At 49.1% G+C, this 18,711-nt stretch carries 14 protein-coding genes, 7 tRNA genes and 1 rRNA gene; 3 read left to right on the top strand and 19 right to left on the bottom strand.

What is annotated here, in order from left to right:
• Positions 1-31: 31 nt before the first annotated feature.
• From ACI6NM_RS10340 to ACI6NM_RS10305, 8 genes are all read right to left on the bottom strand, one after another.
• Complete coding sequence (locus tag ACI6NM_RS10340) at positions 32-769, bottom strand: tRNA1(Val) (adenine(37)-N6)-methyltransferase (protein WP_262427756.1); 738 nt, start codon at positions 767-769, stop codon at positions 32-34.
• Entirely contained in the window at positions 759-1,670 is a 912-nt protein-coding gene (locus tag ACI6NM_RS10335) for a PSP1 domain-containing protein (RefSeq protein ID WP_022272941.1), read from the bottom strand. The genes ACI6NM_RS10340 and ACI6NM_RS10335 overlap by 11 nt, the downstream gene beginning before the upstream one ends.
• 10 nt (positions 1,671-1,680) lie before the next feature.
• Positions 1,681-2,688 carry a DNA polymerase III subunit delta' gene (gene holB, locus ACI6NM_RS10330; RefSeq protein ID WP_262427755.1) on the bottom strand — a complete coding sequence of 336 codons (1,008 nt, stop codon included), beginning with the start codon at positions 2,686-2,688 and terminating at the stop codon, positions 1,681-1,683.
• Between the two features lie 51 nt (positions 2,689-2,739).
• Positions 2,740-3,324, bottom strand: coding sequence for a nucleoside/nucleotide kinase family protein (locus ACI6NM_RS10325; RefSeq protein WP_022272939.1), 585 nt, complete (start codon positions 3,322-3,324; stop codon positions 2,740-2,742).
• 86 nt (positions 3,325-3,410) lie between these two features.
• Positions 3,411-4,973 carry an aminotransferase class I/II-fold pyridoxal phosphate-dependent enzyme gene (locus ACI6NM_RS10320; protein ID WP_438500866.1) on the bottom strand — a complete coding sequence of 521 codons (1,563 nt, stop codon included), beginning with the start codon at positions 4,971-4,973 and terminating at the stop codon, positions 3,411-3,413.
• Entirely contained in the window at positions 4,951-5,652 is a 702-nt protein-coding gene (locus ACI6NM_RS10315) for a hypothetical protein (RefSeq protein ID WP_262427754.1), read from the bottom strand. The genes ACI6NM_RS10320 and ACI6NM_RS10315 overlap by 23 nt, the downstream gene beginning before the upstream one ends.
• Positions 5,640-6,035 (bottom strand): hypothetical protein, encoded by a 396-nt coding sequence (locus tag ACI6NM_RS10310; protein WP_262427753.1) that lies wholly within the window; start codon positions 6,033-6,035, stop codon positions 5,640-5,642. Before ACI6NM_RS10310 ends, ACI6NM_RS10315 begins: the two co-directional genes overlap by 13 nt.
• Positions 6,036-6,514: 479 nt before the next feature.
• On the bottom strand, positions 6,515-7,966 hold the full coding sequence (locus tag ACI6NM_RS10305) for an IS66 family transposase (RefSeq protein ID WP_438500865.1): 1,452 nt from the start codon (positions 7,964-7,966) through the stop codon (positions 6,515-6,517).
• A 172-nt stretch (positions 7,967-8,138) separates the two neighbouring features.
• Between ACI6NM_RS10305 and ACI6NM_RS10300 the strand changes: the two genes are divergently transcribed.
• Positions 8,139-8,822 (top strand): TIGR00266 family protein, encoded by a 684-nt coding sequence (locus ACI6NM_RS10300; RefSeq protein ID WP_022272936.1) that lies wholly within the window; start codon positions 8,139-8,141, stop codon positions 8,820-8,822.
• Between the two features lie 50 nt (positions 8,823-8,872).
• Here ACI6NM_RS10300 and ACI6NM_RS10295 read toward each other — a convergent pair whose 3' ends face one another.
• Together ACI6NM_RS10295 and ACI6NM_RS10290 are read right to left on the bottom strand one after the other, a co-directional pair.
• A complete protein-coding gene (locus tag ACI6NM_RS10295; RefSeq protein WP_337811217.1) occupies positions 8,873-10,246 on the bottom strand; it encodes an MATE family efflux transporter in 1,374 nt (457 codons plus the stop codon).
• Between the two features lie 25 nt (positions 10,247-10,271).
• Positions 10,272-11,165 (bottom strand): MBL fold metallo-hydrolase, encoded by an 894-nt coding sequence (locus ACI6NM_RS10290; RefSeq protein WP_337811218.1) that lies wholly within the window; start codon positions 11,163-11,165, stop codon positions 10,272-10,274.
• 239 nt (positions 11,166-11,404) lie between these two features.
• Here ACI6NM_RS10290 and ACI6NM_RS10285 point away from each other — a divergent pair, with 239 nt between their 5' ends.
• Both ACI6NM_RS10285 and ACI6NM_RS10280 read left to right on the top strand, forming a co-directional pair.
• Entirely contained in the window at positions 11,405-12,736 is a 1,332-nt protein-coding gene (locus ACI6NM_RS10285) for an SLC13 family permease (protein ID WP_337811219.1), read from the top strand.
• A gap of 39 nt (positions 12,737-12,775) precedes the next feature.
• Complete coding sequence (locus tag ACI6NM_RS10280) at positions 12,776-13,924, top strand: amidohydrolase family protein (RefSeq protein ID WP_337811220.1); 1,149 nt, start codon at positions 12,776-12,778, stop codon at positions 13,922-13,924.
• Positions 13,925-13,942: 18 nt separating this feature from the next.
• Here ACI6NM_RS10280 and ACI6NM_RS10275 read toward each other — a convergent pair whose 3' ends face one another.
• The 9 genes from ACI6NM_RS10275 to ACI6NM_RS10235 all read right to left on the bottom strand — a co-directional run bounded on the left by ACI6NM_RS10275 (position 13,943) and on the right by ACI6NM_RS10235 (position 18,639).
• Complete coding sequence (locus ACI6NM_RS10275; RefSeq protein ID WP_337811221.1) at positions 13,943-14,842, bottom strand: LysR family transcriptional regulator; 900 nt, start codon at positions 14,840-14,842, stop codon at positions 13,943-13,945.
• Positions 14,843-15,007: 165 nt separating this feature from the next.
• A tRNA-Lys gene (locus ACI6NM_RS10270) sits at positions 15,008-15,080 on the bottom strand.
• A gap of 20 nt (positions 15,081-15,100) precedes the next feature.
• Positions 15,101-15,173: transfer RNA gene (locus ACI6NM_RS10265), tRNA-Phe, on the bottom strand.
• A 7-nt stretch (positions 15,174-15,180) separates the two neighbouring features.
• Positions 15,181-15,254 (bottom strand) — tRNA-Met (locus tag ACI6NM_RS10260).
• Between the two features lie 55 nt (positions 15,255-15,309).
• Positions 15,310-15,391: transfer RNA gene (locus tag ACI6NM_RS10255), tRNA-Tyr, on the bottom strand.
• Positions 15,392-15,420: 29 nt separating this feature from the next.
• A tRNA-Thr gene (locus ACI6NM_RS10250) sits at positions 15,421-15,493 on the bottom strand.
• A gap of 16 nt (positions 15,494-15,509) precedes the next feature.
• Positions 15,510-15,582: transfer RNA gene (locus ACI6NM_RS10245), tRNA-Val, on the bottom strand.
• 33 nt (positions 15,583-15,615) lie between these two features.
• Positions 15,616-15,689, bottom strand: a tRNA-Asp gene (locus ACI6NM_RS10240).
• A gap of 62 nt (positions 15,690-15,751) precedes the next feature.
• Positions 15,752-18,639, bottom strand: a 23S ribosomal RNA gene (locus ACI6NM_RS10235).
• Positions 18,640-18,711 lie beyond the last annotated feature (72 nt).

Raw genomic sequence — 18,711 nt, 5'->3', positions numbered from 1 at the left:
GCAGGGGCGCCATGTCCCCCGGACGCGGCTCCTAATATCCGTATATCTCATAGATCTCGTCCGTATAGACCCCCGGCTCCTTATAAACGATCACCGGCGGTTCCAGCTTAAGCCAGGCTCCCCCGCCCCGGACAGCCTCGATGAGGACCATATTCGCGTCCTTATCTGCAAAGGGATGGACAAATTTCATCCGCTTGGGCTCCAGCTTATACTGCCTCATCACCGTAATGATCTCTGCCAGACGGTGGGGCCTGTGGACCATGTAGAAACGGCCTCCGGGCTTTAACGCCTTCGTTCCCTCCCGGACCACGTCCTCTAAGGTGCAGAGCACCTCATGGCGGGAAATGGCCTTCACATCCCCTGGGTTCTTAAGGCCATGGGCATCGTTCATATAGGGAGGATTTGAGGTCACTACATCAAAGGAAGCCGCTCCGAAGATCCGGCTGGCTTCCTTAATGTCTCCCTGTATGATGTCGATCTTTTTTTCCAGGCCGTTTAAGGCCACGCTCCTCTGGGCCATTTTCATGATCTCTGTCTGGATCTCCAGCCCAGTGAAATGGTCTCCTTTTGTTTTTGCCGAAAGGAGAAGGGGGATGATCCCGGTCCCGGTACCCAGATCCAGCGCCCGTTCTCCGGGCTTTACTGATGCAAACCCGGAAAGCAGCACCGCGTCCATTCCAAAGCAGAAGCCGTCGGTCTTCTGGATGATCTTCAGCCCGTTTCTCTGAAGATCATCCAGCCGCTCATTTTCCATCAGATCAGTTATCATCCAGCTTCGATTTCCCTTCTTTTTTCTCCAGAGCCTCCAGCTGCTTTAATTCTGCATCGCTGATGCTCATTTTTTCCTTTTTCCTCTTGGGACGGAATTTCAGCTGATCCACCTTATATTCGCGGATCTCCTTTTCATCTCCGTTGACGGTGACCACCACCTTCACCAGCTGCCTTAGGATGCTGACGCTGTGGACCTCTCCCTTTAAGCCGTCGTCGGTGGTCACATAATCCCCGATATTGGGAAGCCGCCCATTTAACTCCTCATACGTCTCTTCCTCGTACTTTAAGCAGCACATGAGCCTTCCGCAGACGCCGGAGATCTTTGTGGGATTTAAGGACAGATTCTGTTCCTTGGCCATCTTAATGGACACCGGGATAAACTCAGACAGGTAGGAGGCGCAGCACAGCGGTCTTCCGCAGATCCCGATGCCGCCGACGATCTTCGTCTCGTCCCGGACGCCGATCTGGCGCAGCTCGATCCTGGTCTTAAATACAGATGCCAGATCCTTTACCAGATCCCGGAAATCGATCCTTCCGTCGGCTGTGAAATAGAACAGCACCTTATTATTGTCAAAGGTATATTCCGTATCGATGAGCTTCATATCCAGCTCATGCTTTTTGATCTTTTCCAGACAGATCTTAAAGGCTTCCTTCTCCTTTTCCTTATTCCTTCTCTCGATCTCCTCGTCGGCTGCCGTAGCCATCCGGATCACAGGCTTTAAGGGCTGGATCACCTTTTTATCGTCCACCTCGTGGCTTCCGAGGACCACGTGGCCGTATTCCACGCCCCTGGCTGTCTCCACGATCACATGCTGTCCGGCTTTGATCTCCTCATCTCCCGGACTGAAATAATATACCTTTCCCGCTTTGCGGAAACGGACTCCGATTACTTTTGTCATTCTTATCTCCTTACGACGGGTTCTTCATGGTCAGGAACAAAAGCTCCATCACCAGTTCCAGGTTGACGTTGGCCTCCAGTCTCGCCCGCGCCGTGTCGATGGCGCTGAGGATCTGCTCCAGCCCCGCATAGTCAGCCTTTTCCCCCAGTTCATTGATCATTTTATATTCATCCTTAAATATCAGCAGGTTCATATCCTTTGTCACCTTGAACATAAGGACGTCCCTGTACCAGAGCTGCATCAGATCCAGCACCTCTTCGATATCAAAGTTCATTTCCTTGATCTCGCGGATACAGTCCAGAAGCACTGCAATATCCATGGATCTTACATTTTTCACGATATTCATGACTTTCTGGAACAACTCCTTAAATTCGTCGGAGGACGCCAGGTGGATGGCCTTTCCCAGATTTCCACGGGCAAAGGCCGCGCAGATCTCCGCTTCCTTTTCCGGAATATCCAGATGCTCCGTCAGATAGCTTTTCACTGTAAAATCCTTTAAGGGCTTTAATTTCAGCTGGACGCACCTGGAGAGGATCGTGGGAAGGAACTCCTCCTGGTTGGTGGTGATCAGGATGATGACCGCATAAGACGGCGGCTCCTCCATGGTCTTTAAAAGGGCGTTCTGGGCCTGTACCGTCATCTTCTCCGCCTCGTCCACAATATAGATCTTATAATAGCTGCTGTACGGCCGGATCATGATGGTATCGTTGATCTGTTCCCGTATATCGTCCACGCCGATGCTCCCCGGCTTGCTGTGGGTCACATAGATGAGATCCGGGTGGTTTCCCCCCAGGACCTGTTTGCAGGAATGGCATACCATACAAGGCTCATTGCCTCCTTTTTCACAAAGGAGCGTCATGGCAAATGCATTGGCGATGGATTTTCTCCCCATTCCAGCCTCGCCTGTCAGAATATATGCGTGAGATATTTTATGATTTTCGATGGCCTTTTTAAAATGCTCTTTGACCATATCGTTTCCAAGAATATCCTGAAAACCTGTAACCTTACCCTCCAGCATAACCATCCCTCCAATCTTTTATCGAAACTTCCTTCTATTATATCACATTTTTCAGTGTGATTCCATTTCCTTTAAAATTTCTTCCAGACAGGCCTCCAGGTCTGTGTTGGAAAACCGTTTTCCGATCCGGAGCCTGGAAAGGAGCTCTTCAGAAAAATCATCCTCGTCGGCCAGATACCTGCGGCAGACCTCCCTGTAATTGGGATTTTTCTGTTTTCCCTCCCGTTTCACGGCCCGAAGGAGCCGGATCCCGTCGGGGACCTCTATATAAACCGGGACCAGCGCCCCGTTTCCGTAGTACCGGCACATCTTTTCATAGGATTCCAGGGTCCCGATCATCAGACAGTCCCCTTCTCCATGGATATCAAACTGGCCGTCGTCCATGGTAAAATAGCTCCACGGCCCCATGACCGTCTCATACGTCCTAAGCTCCACGATCTTTCCGGAATTTTTAAACTGTTCCAGTTTTTCTGACGAAGTAAAAAAATACTCCACCCCGTCTGTCTCTCCCTCCCGGATGGGACGGGTGGTATAGGGAACCACCGTCGTAAGCTCCGGCCTCCGCTTTAAAAGCTCCTTAAATACCGTATCCTTACCTGTGGCGCTCTTGCCCATGATATAAAAGATCCTGCCCATTTTCTGCGCTCCGTTCTCTTTTGCTGTACAATCCTGGAGCCATGCTGCAATATTGGCCCAACTGACTGACATTGTAACATAAACCCTTATTTTTCCGCAACCGTTATTATGTTGGAAAGGGATGGGTCCTCCAGGCCCTGGACAGACAGCCCCATAGCTTCATACCAGGCTGCCCGCTCCAGAACGTCCTCTGTGATCTCCTCTCCCGGAGCCAGGACCGGGATCCCCGGAGGATACAGATAGATAAATTCCCGTGACACGCTGCCAGCGCTTTCTGACAGTCTTTTCCTGATCCCGGGCATTTCCATGGCCTCCGCCGGAGAAAGCCGCAGAGGCGGCTGTGGAAGCTCAGAAAGCCCTCTGTCTCCATGGCCTTCCCCCGTTCTGCCGGAAACGCTTTCCGGCTCTGTGTCCAGCTCCTGATCCAGCTCCCAGAGGGCCTTTTCCAGCCGCAGAAGTCCTTCCTCCGTGTCCATTACCGACGTCATTCCAATGACATATTCCGGCGCACACATCTCCATTTCCAGATGATACCGCTCCCGCAGGATGTTTCCCAGAGCCTCTCCGCTTAACCGCTGCCTTTCCCCAGAGACGTTCTTAAACCAGACTCTCTTACAGGAAATAACGATCTTTGAGGGATCCCAGCCGTACACAGAAATCGTTCCGGGAGCTGCTCCGGCTTTTCTGGAATGATCTGCCTCCACGATCTTCTCCCAGTCCAGTACCTTTAAGTTCCTAAGATCCTTTACCTGCTGGAAAAACCGCTCCAGCCGCTTTCCATAAGCCGCCATCTCCCGGCGTCCGTCCCCGTCCATGAACCGGATGCACTGCTCCATAGCCGCCATGAAAACATAAGACGGGCTGGAGCTCTGGAACATCCCCAGATACCGGCAGATCCTTTCCCGGTCCGCCAGATCCCCCTTCATATGGAGGACCGCCGTCTGGGTAAAGCATGGGAGCGTCTTATGGAGGCTCTGGATCACCACGTCCGCCCCCATGGACAGCGCCGGCTCCGGAAAGCCGTTTTCCCTTTCGCCAAAGGGAAGGTGCGCGCCGTGGGCCTCGTCCACGATCAGCGGGATCCCATGCTCATGGGCCGCTGCCGCGATCCCTGCAATGTCCGATACGACGCCTTCATAAGTGGGAGAGACCACCAGAACCGCCTGGATCTCCCGCTTTTTATCCTGCTCCAGGATCCTTCTCACATCCGAAGGACAGACTCCTCCGCTGATCCCCGGCCCCTCCAGATAAGACGGATACACATACACAGGCTCCAGATGGTTTAAGATCAGCCCGTGATACGCCGACTTATGGCAGTTTCTGGCCATAAGGAGCTTTCCGCCCCAGGCCGTGGAGCCGCAGACAGCGCTTAAGATCCCGCAGGTGCTGCCATTTACCAGATAACACGTCTGGTCCGCCCCATAGATCTCTGCCGCACGCTCCATGGACTCCTTTAAGATCCCTTCTGCATGATGCAGATTATCGAAACCGTCGATTTCTGTAATGTCGATGGAATACGGATCCGGAAAACCGTTTAAAAAATCCTGTCTTTTATGGCCTGGCATATGAAATGGATAAAAATCCGATTTTCCATAATTTTCTAATTTTTCCAATAAACTATTTTTTCTAATCTCCATCGGCTTCTCCATTTTCCATGGCCTCCCTGGCCCTTTCTCCGGCTTCTTCTCTGGCTTCTTCGCTCTCTTCTCCGGCTTCCTCTCTGGCTTCTTCATTTTCTTCCCCGGTTTCTTCTCCGGCTTCCCCTTCGTTCTCTTTCTCTGCCTCTTCTCTGGTTTCCTCTTTCTTTTCTATGTCCATATCTGGCTCAATATAAGAAGGCCGGAACCCGCATCGTTCCTCTGCGATCCGCAGGGCCGGAGCCGTGACCGCGCCACCGTCTATATCCTGTTCCTCATACGTTTCCTGGCTCACAAAGAACTCCAGTCTGTCTCCGTCCTCCAAAGGGACCGGTTCTTTGGAATCCAGGATCTCCCGCTCCTCCTCCCTTGTCAGAGGAACGTATTCTGTGCAAAGCTCTCCGTCCCGTTCCACCTCCACTGCCAGGTATGCCTCAGTATCCGGCGGCGTAAAGCGGACCTGCCGCTCCAGCACATCCCGGACATAGGCTGCACCTGCGGCTCCATGGCAGTATCCCAGGTCAAAGGCATTTAAAAGCTCCTCCGGCGTCTCCAGATCCTCCGGCTGCAGATACAGGACCTCATTTAAAACCCCATTCTGGGATGAACCCGAAAGAAATACCGATATGCCATCCAGCTCATAAACGGTATCATAGCCACCGTCCTGGTCATTCTGGATCACTGCCTCCATATGATCGTCCTCTCCATACACCGTAAGCCCGTCCAGAAGGCTCTCCTTCCGTATTTTGATCCCCAGGACATAGCCTCTGCCCCGTCCTCTGTTTCACGTCCGTAAAACGCGTAAGAATCCTCCAGGGGACCGCCGTAAGCAGCTGCCCTTTCCCGGTCCATATCCTGGAAGGAAAGGCTGCTCTCAAACTGCTCCAGAAAAGAAACCGTTTCCTCTGCCCTCTCCTTTGGATCTCCCAGCAGCTCCTGTCCAGCCTGGGTCTCTGTCCCATCCGCAGCTGCCGTTTCCGCCTCCATGATTACCTGGGCTTTGGGAGCCCCACAGCCGGCCAGAGTCAGCCAGATCCCTGTCAGAATCCCCATATTTATGATCCATTTTCTCATTCTGATCACCATCCTGCGTTCATTCTAACATCCGCCCGGAATCCACACAAGTGCCCGCAGAAGAATTAATAAAAGCGTAACGTTTTTGAAATGTTTCCATCTGTTCAGCCTGCGGCCTGTATGATAAAATGATAAAAACAGTATGGCCCCGCCTCTGCCGCACGCCATCATGAGGATCATGGGCTGCCATTCATGTATCATTCTTGGTAGTGTCAAGTAAACTATGAAAAACTGAGTCAAAAGAAAAAGACTCAGATGAACCTTGAAAATTGCAGATATTTTAGTCTGGGGCAGACTTCCGCCACCCTTGACAGCACGCAAAAGAACTGCTGTAGGCGACTCACCGACGGCGAAGAACTCAAGAACAGTTAGAAATTCATCCGTCGTATACAGCAGTGTAGCAGTTCTTCTGCGTGCCCTCAAGGGCAGGCCGAAAGCAGTGCTTTCGGTGGCTGGTTATGTTACCTCAGGCTTGGAATCTAAGAACAGTTAGAGCCTTCGGCTTGGAGGTTTAAGATGGTCTGTTGTCCCAGAAAGATAAGCAGCTGCCATTTACCTGGCATATTGTCAGCCTGATTCAGCATATCGACCTGATTCAGGACCTGATATTGATTGTGTTTATGTGGACGCAGGAAATTATAGTAAGCAACCCATAAGGCTAAGTCGTAGTTGGCACCTTCATAATTATCAAATCCATTTGTGGTGCGGTAAGAGGCCTTGTAGGTGCGGTTCAGGCGTTCAATCATCTGCTTGTAGGGACGGAATTCCTTTGAAACCTCGTCATCATTGGTTAAGCCGATCACCTGTGTAATGCTGAATTTAAAGTTATTTTTAAATTTTCTGGCAAACTCCATGGCAGCTAATGGATAGGCACTGTATCCATCTGCGATGAACTGAAAGTTTTCTGGCAGTTCTGCCAGATGGCGGAAAGCCATCCGCATAGCAAGGATGCAGGGACCGACACTTCGGCTGTCAGAGACCTGATAACCGATAATGGAACGGCTTGCGGCATCCATGATAAACCAGATATACGCTTTGATTCCCCGGACTTTGATATAGGTTTCGTCAGCAGTAAAAACATCGCCTGTTTTGTAGCCGTAATGATCGACAAAGGGCTTGATACAGACAGCAGCAGTTTTGCAGTAGTTGGCGATCTGCTGGTGGGAGATGCTGATGTTATAAAGGTCTTTGAGAGCCTGGGAAGTTTTCCTTAAAGAAAGCCCGAGGTTGATATGCAGGGTCAGACAGAGGGACATGACGTGTGCGTTGTGCCTGGAGAATTTCAGGGAAGAAGCATTCTTTGGGAGTGAATTTAAATCCATGGCAAAGAAATCCACCGTGAATTCACGGTAGATGTAATGAAGTTTGTATTTGGTTTTGCCGTTATCGTCTTCCAAATCTTTGCGGTCTACTTTTGCGAGATTATGGAGATAGTAAGGGCACTTAGGGTTCACGCATTTGTGCTTACGGAAGAATTTCCGGTCTTTCTTTGGAACTAAAGAATGTCCGCAGTGAGGACATAAAAAGCGGCTCGGAGCAGTTACGGAGTCACCAGTAGAGAAGGTCTGTCCACAGACCTTGCACTGATACTGGCCATTGCCGCCATTGTTGTCATAGATGAAATGGTGTAGAGCGCCGCACAGAGGGCATACGGTATCATCAGGGATGGTTTTTCCGTTCCGGCGTTGAACGGGCTTCAGGGGCTTATGATATTTCCACTGATAGTATTCAAGGAGGAACTGCCAGTCCTGTTTGATAAAGGTTTTAATGACAGGAAGTTCATCTACTTTGAATTTCTGATATTTGGGAGAATGGGAATCATCGAACGCCCACTGTTTGAGAGGGATATATCTGCAGATAAAATTTAAAAGCCAGCAAATTTGTTGATGTTGGTATTGAATAAGAGAAAGTAAGTATAGTATAATGTCCATGAGCATTGGCTCCTTTCGGGGATGTTTGTTTGGCGATAGACATTATACCAGAAAAGGGAGGTCAATGCTCTTTTTATTTGAAACTTCCCGTAAAATCGAGGTTTTTAATAGATTTAAACAATAAAAAGTAGGTAGTTTTTGACACTACCTCATTCTTAAAGGAGGGACCCATATGAAATATCGTATTGTAGGTGACACAATGCCTGCTGTGGAGATCATGTTCGATTCGAAAGGTGAGAGCGTATTTACCCAGTCCGGAGGCATGACATGGATGAGCGACGGGATCGCCATGGCCACCAACACCCGCGGCGGCCTCATGAAGGGAATCGGCCGCATGTTTGCAGGAGAATCCCTGTTCATGGCCACCTATACTGCCCAGAGGCCCGGCGCTCTCATTGCCTTTGCTTCCACTGTGGCTGGCCAGATCTACCCTCTGGATGTCAGCGCCACCGGCGGCCTGATCTGCCAGAAGGGGGCCTTCCTGTGCGCCCAGGATTCCGTCAATGTCAATATCTCCTTCACGAAAAAAATCTCCTCCGGCTTCTTTGGCGGGGAAGGCTTTATCCTCCAGGATATCAGCGGCCAGGGTATTGCGTTCCTTGAGGTGGACGGTGATCTGGTGGAAAAGCAGCTGGCTCCCGGCGAGATCCTGAAGGTCGATACAGGCAATGTGGTGGCCTTTGACCGCAGTGTCCGCTACGAGATCGAAACCGTAAAGGGCCTTGGAAATATCTTCTTCGGCGGAGAAGGCCTGTTCCTCACAAAGCTCACCGGCCCCGGACGCGTTCTTCTCCAGACCCAGAACCTGGCAGAATTCGCCGGACGGGTGGCGCAGTTTGTTCCCACGAATAATTGATGACTTTACAAAAATGGCTCCTGCTGCTGCAGGAGCCGTTCCTTTCTCTTTTATACCTTTTCACTGATCCCATCTGCCATATGGATCCATTTCCCGCTGAGAAGTCTGGAAACACACCATACAGATTTAATCACATAATCTGCCCGGAGGCACAGCATCACCAGCCAGGCAGGCCAATGGAGGACCAGACCGCCTACGGCTCCCAGAGGAATGGAAACCAGCCACATGAACAGGATATCTGCCTTCATAAGGAATTTCGTATCGCCTCCGCCCCGGAGCACTCCCTTGGTCATCACTGACTGGATCGCCTGGAAGAACACGATCACCACATACGCGTTCATCATCTGATGGACAAGAACAACGGTCTCCTGGTTTAATGTATAAACAGATACAGTCAGCGGACCGAACAGGAACACCAGGAGAGAGCTTAAGAGACCAAATACGATACTGAAGAAATAAAACGTTTCTCCCTGCTCCATGGCCTTTTTCCTGTTTCCCATTCCCAGGGTCTGTCCGGTGATGATGCCCGACGCATTGGAAACGCCCTGAATGACCACAGTGCAGAGCCGGTCCACCACCTGACAGATGGCATTGCTGGCAACCACTGCTGCTCCCATATGCCCCAGGACCACAGAAACAATATTTCCGCCGAGACCCAAAAGAGAATCACTGACCAGAACCGGGGCTCCCAGCCGGAAATAGCTCCGGTAAAAAGCGGCTGACGGTGATTTTATCAGATGACAGATCCTCAGGCCCAGGCTTTTATCCTTCACAAGGATATAAAAAAAGGTGGTAATAAACTCCGCTCCTCTGGCAATGAGCGTTCCCAGCGCCGCTCCGGCAATCTCCATTCTGGGCATTCCAAATTTTCCAAAAATGAAAATATAATTGGCTCCGATATTGACCACAAAGGATATGATGGACACAATAAGCCCCAGATGAGCCTGTCCCACGGAACGCATCAGCTGGGCTGCCACAAGACTGGTCCCATGAATGACAAAAATAAATGCCGTTATCTTCAGATAGCGGATTCCCTGGACGATGACCTCCTCTTCCGATGTATATATGGACATGATCGGTCCTGGAAAGATCCAGGTCAGGATCATAAACAGCACCGCCACACCCGCAGAAAGCCGAAGCGCCATATTGAACGTTTCCCTTACCTTCTCTTTTTCTCCTGCTCCCCAGTACTGGGCCGCCAGGACGCTGGAGCCCCCGATGATCCCCATGCACAGAATCGTAAAAAAATTATAATACTGATTTGCAAGGCTGGATGCCGACAGCTGGATCTCCCCAAAGGAGCCCAGCATCATGGTATCCATCATATTAACTCCCATATTGATGGCCTGCTGCAGAGCCACCGGCAGCATGATCCGGATCACAGATTTATAAAATTCTGGTTCTTTAATGATCGAAACTTTCATTTTCCGCGCTTCTTTCTCTTTCCTTTTAAAGCATTGAAACCATAGTGGAGAACTGATACCACTGTCCACGTTCCATAAACATCATGCGTCCAAGGATATTTCTTTCTTCACAGGCCTTATTGACCTGATATACGTATTCAGTTGGATCATACTTCCCGGAATACGCGTCCTCAATATGTATAGGAATCAGAATCCTGGCTCCTGTAATCTCCAGAACATCTGCCATTTTCTGGACACTCTGGGAAGCCGACAAATTCCCTGTGGTAAATTTGGCTCTATGGGCAAATATAACATCCGGACGGAGTCTCGTCCATAAATTCTTTTCCTGTGGATCCTCCATTCCGGCATTTCCCGCATAAAAACCTACCCGCAGATTATTGGCAGTTGTAAGCAGAAAATTACTCCCATACATGGTCCCCATATCTCCCAGCTCCTTCTCCAGCTCAGACCCATGCTTCATGTTCATGACCCGGGTGCCGCACAATTCATCCCGTCGTCCTGAAGGCCGCACCATAAAATTTCCAGGCACAAGATTGTTGTGCCTTCCTGGTACGACCTGGATCTTAAAGGAGTCAAAATCATATTCATCCCCATTTACAAACGGAATAAAGCGGATATAAGGAATATCATATAATCTGGCAAGATTAAAGCTGGTGACTGCATGGGCCATGATCAGAGGATGGTACTTATCATACAGCTTTCCCAGAGACGCCGCATGATCCCCATGGGAGTGGTTCAGAAAAACATAATCACACCCCTCCAGGTCATCCACATCATATCCACAGCTGAAATGTCCTTCTTTTTCCAGACACGGATCGACCACCAGAGTCTTTCCATCGGGCATTTTAATTTCCAGGGCATTAAATGCGAAGTAACGGACTTTTAATGAGCTCACTGATAATGTCTTTGCAAGTTCCATAAGAATTCTCCTTTTCTTTCACCGAATTTTTAATGTATTTCCTGCAAATCCATAAAAAATTCCCACATCTTTTGATTACGATAGCACCTGATCCATAAAATATCCAATATAAAAATTTCATATCCCAAAGCAATTTTTCTATTTGGCATTATTGACAAAAAATGTTATTTTAAACTCATATATTTGTAATTTTCTTCAAATTTTGCATTCCGTATTAAATTTCCACATTTTTTATCAAAATGAAGGAGGGAATTACAATGTCACAATCTACCATCGTATTGATCATTCTTGGAATTTTCATCGTCAGTCTTCTGATGAACAAGTGGTCCTTCGGAATCACAGGAATTACAACCTGTATCCTGTTATTCCTGTTTTACTATAAGGGAGACATTGGCGCAGCCTTTTCTGGATTGACCAATCAGGTCATTTTCCTAATGGTCGGCATGTATGGCCTGTCAGCCGCCTTTGCCAGGACCTCTTTATTAAAAAAAATGCAGGAGATCCTAAACTCACTCCAGGGGAAAAAGGGCATTTTTCTTGTTCTCTGTATTTTTGGAGTTGCTTTCCTGTTTGGTAACTTCTTCCCAAGTGCTGTTACTGTTTCTTTGATGATGACCTTCGTTGCTACTCTTGGAAATGAAAACGCAATCTCATCCGATCGTCTGTGCGTTCCCATTGCTGGTATCGCCGGCATGTCTATGGGTGTACTTCCCATGGGAAGCGCACTGGTAAGCTATACCGCTATGAACGCTTTCTATGAGGGCATGATCACTGACGCGCGCCAGCTTGTTACCATGTGGGACCCATTTAAGATGGGAATCCCCATGTTCCTGTTTGGATTCATCTGGTGCCTGATCGGCTATAAGATCCAACCGCAGAAGGGACGCGCTATCTTATCCACGACCAAAAAAGACAACGGACAGAAGAAGTCTGCTGCTTCCAAGGCTCCTCTTTCAAAAAGAGATGAGACCATCGTTTATCTCTGCTTCGGTGGCACCATGATCGCACTCTTTCTTTCCAATCAGCTTGGAAACTTCGTGTACGGCGTGCCGATCATTGCAGATCTGATCCTTCTGTACACAAAGGCGATTCCAAACCGCGATATGGTCCTTTCCGTCTGCTCTCCCACTTCCTTTATGGTCATCGGCATTCTTTCCATGTCCAATGCCCTTGGAGCATCAGGAGCCGGAGAGATTCTTGGAAATGCAGTCCTGAAGCTGATGGGAAGCAATCCTTCTCCTATGTTTGCTTTTTTTGTCGTCATGATCGCCACAGTGATTATGACTTCACTGATGTCAAACATCGCCACCAACGCGGTTCTCTGTCCCATCGTCGCAGCAATGGCTATTGCTGCTGGCTGGAATCCGGTTCCTTTTGTGATTGTTGTAAGAAAACTGGCATGGTGTGCGATCCTGCTTCCGTCCGGTTCCTCAGCTTGTGCCATGGCCCATGCAACCTCTGAACAATTACTCAGTGACTCCTTAAAATTCAGCGTTCCATTTGTGCTCTTTACAATGGCTGGGGCAGTTGTCTCTGTATTCCTGTTCTTCCCAAACATTGGTGGTTTTTAATACTGAGCTTTTAAATATTTAAGAAGGAAGTGACTCTTTATGTATCAGATCATACTAAAAAATGGACTTATCTGGGACTCTGCCACAAGCAGTGCCATTCAGAAAGACCTGTCCATCGAAAATGGGAAAATTGCCTGCATTGGTCCTATCCATGAAAATGAACAAACTATAGGACGGCTGACCAATGTAATCGATGTGTCCGGAGCAATGGTACTCCCAGGTCTGATCGATATGCACACCCACATTTATCCACTGGCTGCCTTTGGTACTTCCGCAGAAGCGTCCTGTTTTTCCTCTGGGGTAACTGCTGCTCTTGATTGCGGGAGCGCTGGAGCCGCCAATTATGAAAAAAGGAGGGCTGTCATAGATTCATCACGGCTCCAAATCAAGACTCTTCTCAATGTTTCTTCTACAGGTGTACTCAGCGGAAGAATCAATGAAAATATTGATCCAGGCCTATTCGACCGAGGTAAAATACGGGAGCTGGCCGTAAAATATAAAGGAGAGATCATCGGACTGAAAATACGTCAGGGCGCGGAGATTGCCGGAGAACTGGGCCTTAAGCCTCTGGAGGCTGCCATTGACCTTGCTGAAGAATTGGGGCTGCCCATTATGGTCCACTGTACAAATCCTCCTGGAAGCCTGGATGATATGGTAAATCTGCTCCGTAAGGGTGATGTGCTGGCCCATGTATTCATGGGAAAAGGAAGCACAGTCATTGATCCAAACGGATGCGTCTCTAAAGCCGTTCAGGCAGCTCATGAACGTGGTGTCCTCATGGATGCCGCCAATGCCAACGCCCACTTTGCCTTCTCCGTAGCGGAACAGGCCTTAAATGAACACTTTTATCCTGATATCATCAGCACAGATCAAACTATTAATAGCCTGTATCGCAGACCAAACTCCTATAATCTTCTCCATATCATGTCAAAATATATGGATATGGGGATGGAATTCTCACGTATACTGGATTGTGTGACCAGGATACCTGCTAAATGGATGGGACTGGAGGATTCTGAAGGAGAAATTTCTGTAGGACGGCCTGCCAATCTGGCTGTCATCCGGCTCTTAAACGAGCCTGTTGTATTCGGAGATTATACAGGAGTCATAAAGACAGGACATCAGTTTCTGAAAAATATGATGACCATCAAGAACGGAATCCTGGTATACAGAGACCAGGAAATCTAATATAAAGGCCGGAATCTTCTATATTACAGATTCCGGCTTTTTCATTATATTCTTAAAATAATCTGCCACTACACAACAGATTTTTTCTGATATCTTTCTGGAATATATAAGATAAAAATTCCCTTTGTCCCCCGCATCGGAAATAGGGATATTTACCAGTTCCTCACAATCTCGGATAACTCTTTCGTTTAGATAAGCAATTCCAACATTTTTCTTTAGCAGCTCAATCAATACAGAAAGCTGTGTACATTCCTGGATATAATGAAGCTCCACACCATAGGAAGCATATAGCTTACGAAGCATTTTCGTCTTTTCATCCCCTTTCTGATATCCAAGAAGAGGTTCATGGACCAATTCTGCATACGTAAGCGTCTGATGGACCGCCAGAGGATTTTCAATCGACATGGTCACGGATCTCTGATCATCCGGAGAAAGAAATTTATAATTCAATCCTGAAAAATCAGTTTCCGGCATTCTCGAGTTCATAATTGCCAGATCAATCCTATTGGTTTTCAGCATTTCTAAAAGTATAAGTCGTGTTTCCAGCACCGTTTCGAAAGCTCCCTCTGGAAAGGCCTTATTCAGACAGCAAAAAAGATCCGGCCAGTGACTTAAACTCACTAAAGGCGGCATTCCTATTCTTATCTGCCTGCGGACGGCAGAATACTTTTCCATATCTGATATCATCAAGTCAAACTGCTCTAAAACTGCTCTTCCCCTTTTTAGAAGCTCTTCTCCCTCTTCTGTCAAGACCAGACCCCGGGACGTTCTATTAAACAAGGTCAATCCCAATTCTTTTTCTAGAGACCGAATGGATACAGAAATAGCGGATTGTGAAATATTCAGCTTCTCAGCGGCTTTTTGAGTGCTTCCAGTATGGATTGTTTCAATAAAATATCTTAATTGGAGCAGAGTCATGTCAATTCCTTTAATAAATAACTTCTATCATATAGTATACAGCATTATTTAATTTAAATAGATACATTACAATAAATTATACCATATTCAGATATTTTTTACAATCCGGCACACGAACTACACATAAAAAACGGAAAACCTATTTACAAGGCTTTCCGCAATACATGAGACATCGGGGATTCGAACCCCGGACAACTTGATTAAAAGTCAAGTGCTCTACCGACTGAGCTAATATCCCATACAACTATTTAGTTGTAATGCCCAGAGCCGGAATCGAACCAGCGACACGAGGATTTTCAGTCCTCTGCTCTACCAACTGAGCTATCTGGGCATAAAAATTGCGGGGGCAGGATTTGAACCTACGACCTTCGGGTTATGAGCCCGACGAGCTTCCAGACTGCTCCACCCCGCGACGTTTCTTATACTATTATATACAATAAGTTTGAAAATATCAATACTTATTTTACTGGGCGGAGGTGGATTCGAACCACCGAAGCAAGTTGCAGCAGATTTACAGTCTGTCCCCTTTGGCCACTCGGGAACCCGCCCATATTGTCTTCAACTCAATGAGTTTTGCGAGCCGATGATCGGACTCGAACCGATAACCTGCTGATTACAAATCAGCTGCTCTGCCAATTGAGCCACATCGGCACATTTAGTTGAAAAGTGGGGCCTATAGGGCTCGAACCTATGACCCTCTGCTTGTAAGGCAGATGCTCTCCCAGCTGAGCTAAGACCCCAGATATGAAATTGTTTCTTCTATTTAAGAAGAGCGACCCGGATGGGATTCGAACCCACGACCTCCGCCGTGACAGGGCGGCGCTCTAACCAGCTGAGCCACCGGGCCATCTGAAGGACTATACCTTCAAAACCACATACTGAACTTCCGAAACCTTCTAAACAGCCTTTCTGGATAAGCCCTCGACCGATTAGTGACAGTCAGCTCCGTACATTGCTGCACTTCCACCTCTGCCCTATCTACCTCGTCGTCTTCAAGGGGTCTTACTTCTTTCGAATGGGATATCTCATCTTGAGGGGGGCTTCACGCTTAGATGCCTTCAGCGTTTATCCCGTCCGGACTTGGCTACCCGGCCGTGAGCCTAGCGGCTCAACCGGTGCACCAGCGGTCCGTCCATCCCGGTCCTCTCGTACTAAGGACAGCTCCTCTCAGATATCCTGCGCCCACGCCGGATAGGGACCGAACTGTCTCACGACGTTCTGAACCCAGCTCGCGTACCGCTTTAATGGGCGAACAGCCCAACCCTTGGGACCTACTCCAGCCCCAGGATGCGATGAGCCGACATCGAGGTGCCAAACCACTCCGTCGATGTGAACTCTTGGGAGTGATAAGCCTGTTATCCCCAGGGTAGCTTTTATCCGTTGAGCGATGGCAATCCCACTTTCATACCACCGGATCACTAAGTCCTAGTTTCCTACCTGCCCGACCCGTCGGTCTCGCAGTCAAGCTCCCTTCTGCCTTTGCACTCTGCGAATGGTTTCCAACCATTCTGAGGGAACCTTTGAGCGCCTCCGATACCCTTTCGGAGGCGACCGCCCCAGTCAAACTCCCCGCCTGACATTGTCCCCCAGCCAGGTCATGGCTGCAGGTTAGAAACCCAGTGACGCAGGGGTGGTATCCCAACAGCGGCTCCACAGAAACCGGAGTTCCTGTCTCGTAGCCTCCCACCTATCCTGTGCATGCATCACCGAATCCCAGTATCAAGCTGGAGTAAAGCTCCATGGGGTCTTTCCGTCCTGGCGCAGGTAACCAGCATCTTCACTGGTATTTCAATTTCACCGGGTGCATTGTCGAGACAGCGCTCAAATCATTACGCCTTTCGTGCGGGTCGGAACTTACCCGACAAGGAATTTCGCTACCTTAGGACCGTTATAGTTACGGCCGCCGTTTACTGGGGCTTCAATTCAAAGCTTCGGTTTCCCTGACCTCTCCTCTTAACCTTCCAGCACCGGGCAGGCGTCAGCCCATATACCTCACCTTTCGGTTTCGCATAGACCTGTGTTTTTGCTAAACAGTTGCTTGAGCCTATTCTCTGCGGCCGGATCTCTCCGGCACCCCTTCTCCCGAAGTTACGGGGTCATTTTGCCGAGTTCCTTAACAATGCTTCTCCCGCCGGCCTTAGGATTCTCTCCTCATCCACCTGTGTCGGTTTACGGTACGGGCACATGGTACACAATAGCGGCTTTTCTCGGCAGCCGGAATCGCACACTTCCCTACTTATGTTCGGTCCGCGTCACAGATTCGGATCATGAAACGGATTTGCCAGTCCCACTCCTACCCTGCTTGCCCGGGGCTCTATTCCCCGGATGTGCTGTCCTTCTGCGTCCCCACAGTTCTGATACCATGCGGTACAGGAATCTGGACCTGTTGTCCATCGGCTATGCACTTAAGCCTCGCCTTAGGCCCCGACTTACCCAGGGCAGATCAGCTTTACCCTGGAAACCTTGGATATTCGGCCTGGAGGATTCCCACCTCCATCTCGCTACTCATTCCGGCATTCTCTCTTCTTAAAAGTCCACAGCTCCTTACCGGTACTGCTTCGCTCCTTTAAGAATGCTCCTCTACCAATGACTTACGTCATTCCTGAGCTTCGGTGACGTGTTTCAGCCCCGGACATTTTCGGCGCAGGACCTCTCGACTAGTGAGCTATTACGCACTCTTTGAATGTGTGGCTGCTTCTGAGCCAACATCCTAGTTGTCTTTGAAATCCCACATCCTTTTCCACTTAACACGCACTTTGGGACCTTAGCTGCAGGTCTGGGCTCTTTCCCTTTCGACGACCCAACTTATCTCGTGCCGTCTGACTCCCGGTCATCATCTCTGTGGCATTCGGAGTTTGATATTCTTCGGTAGGCTTTGACGCCCCCTAGGAAATTCAGTGCTCTACCTCCACGAGACTAAACCGAGGCTAGCCCTAAAGCTATTTCGAGGAGAACCAGCTATCTCCGGGTTCGATTGGAATTTCTCCCCTATCCACACCTCATCGCCACCCTTTTCAACGGATGTGCGTTCGGTCCTCCATTTCCTTTTACGGAAACTTCAACCTGGACATGGATAGATCACCCGGTTTCGGGTCTGCACATGCTGACTTGACGCCCTGTTAAGACTTGCTCTCGCTTCGGCTCCGGACTTTCCGTCCTTAACCTTGCCAGCATCCGCAACTCGCCGGACCGTTCTACAAAAAGTACGCGGTTGCACCTTAACGTGCTCCCACAGTTTGTAAACACAGGGTTTCAGGTTCTCTTTCACTCCCCTCCCGGGGTCCTTTTCACCTTTCCTTCACAGTACTATGCGCTATCGGTCACTAAGGAGTATTTAGCCTTGGGGGGTGGTCCCCCCGACTTCCCGCAAGGTTCCACGTGTCTCGCGGTACTCTGGATCCCACTAGCTGGCTATCGTTTTCTCATACAGGACTTTCACCCTCTCTGGTCAGACTTTCCAGACTGTTCTGATAACGAATCGCCTCACATATCGTGGTCCGTAACCCCGGAATGCACGCATTCCGGTTTGGGCTCTTCCGATTTCGCTCGCCGCTACTTTCGGAATCGATGTTTCTTTCTCTTCCTCCGGCTACTTAGATGTTTCAGTTCACCGGGTTCCCGGCGTATGGCTATGAATTCACCATACGTCGCTTAAGGTCTACTTAAGCAGGTTTCCCCATTCAGAGATCTCCGGATCAAAGGATATTTGCTCCTCCCCGAAGCTTATCGCAGCTTATCACGTCTTTCATCGGCTCTTAGTGCCAAGGCATCCACCCTGTGCTCTTTCTAGCTTAACCAGATGTCTCTTCGCCGCGGGAACGGCTCTGAAACGAAGGTGCATAGCGTTGCACCCCTGGCTGTTTGTTTAC

The organism is Pilosibacter sp. YYHA0881 (assembly GCF_051602715.1).
GTDB lineage: Bacteria > Bacillota > Clostridia > Lachnospirales > Lachnospiraceae > Alitiscatomonas > Alitiscatomonas aceti.
The sequence above is the reverse complement of the archived record's forward strand: the minus strand, read 5'-3'. Positions and strand labels throughout refer to the sequence as shown.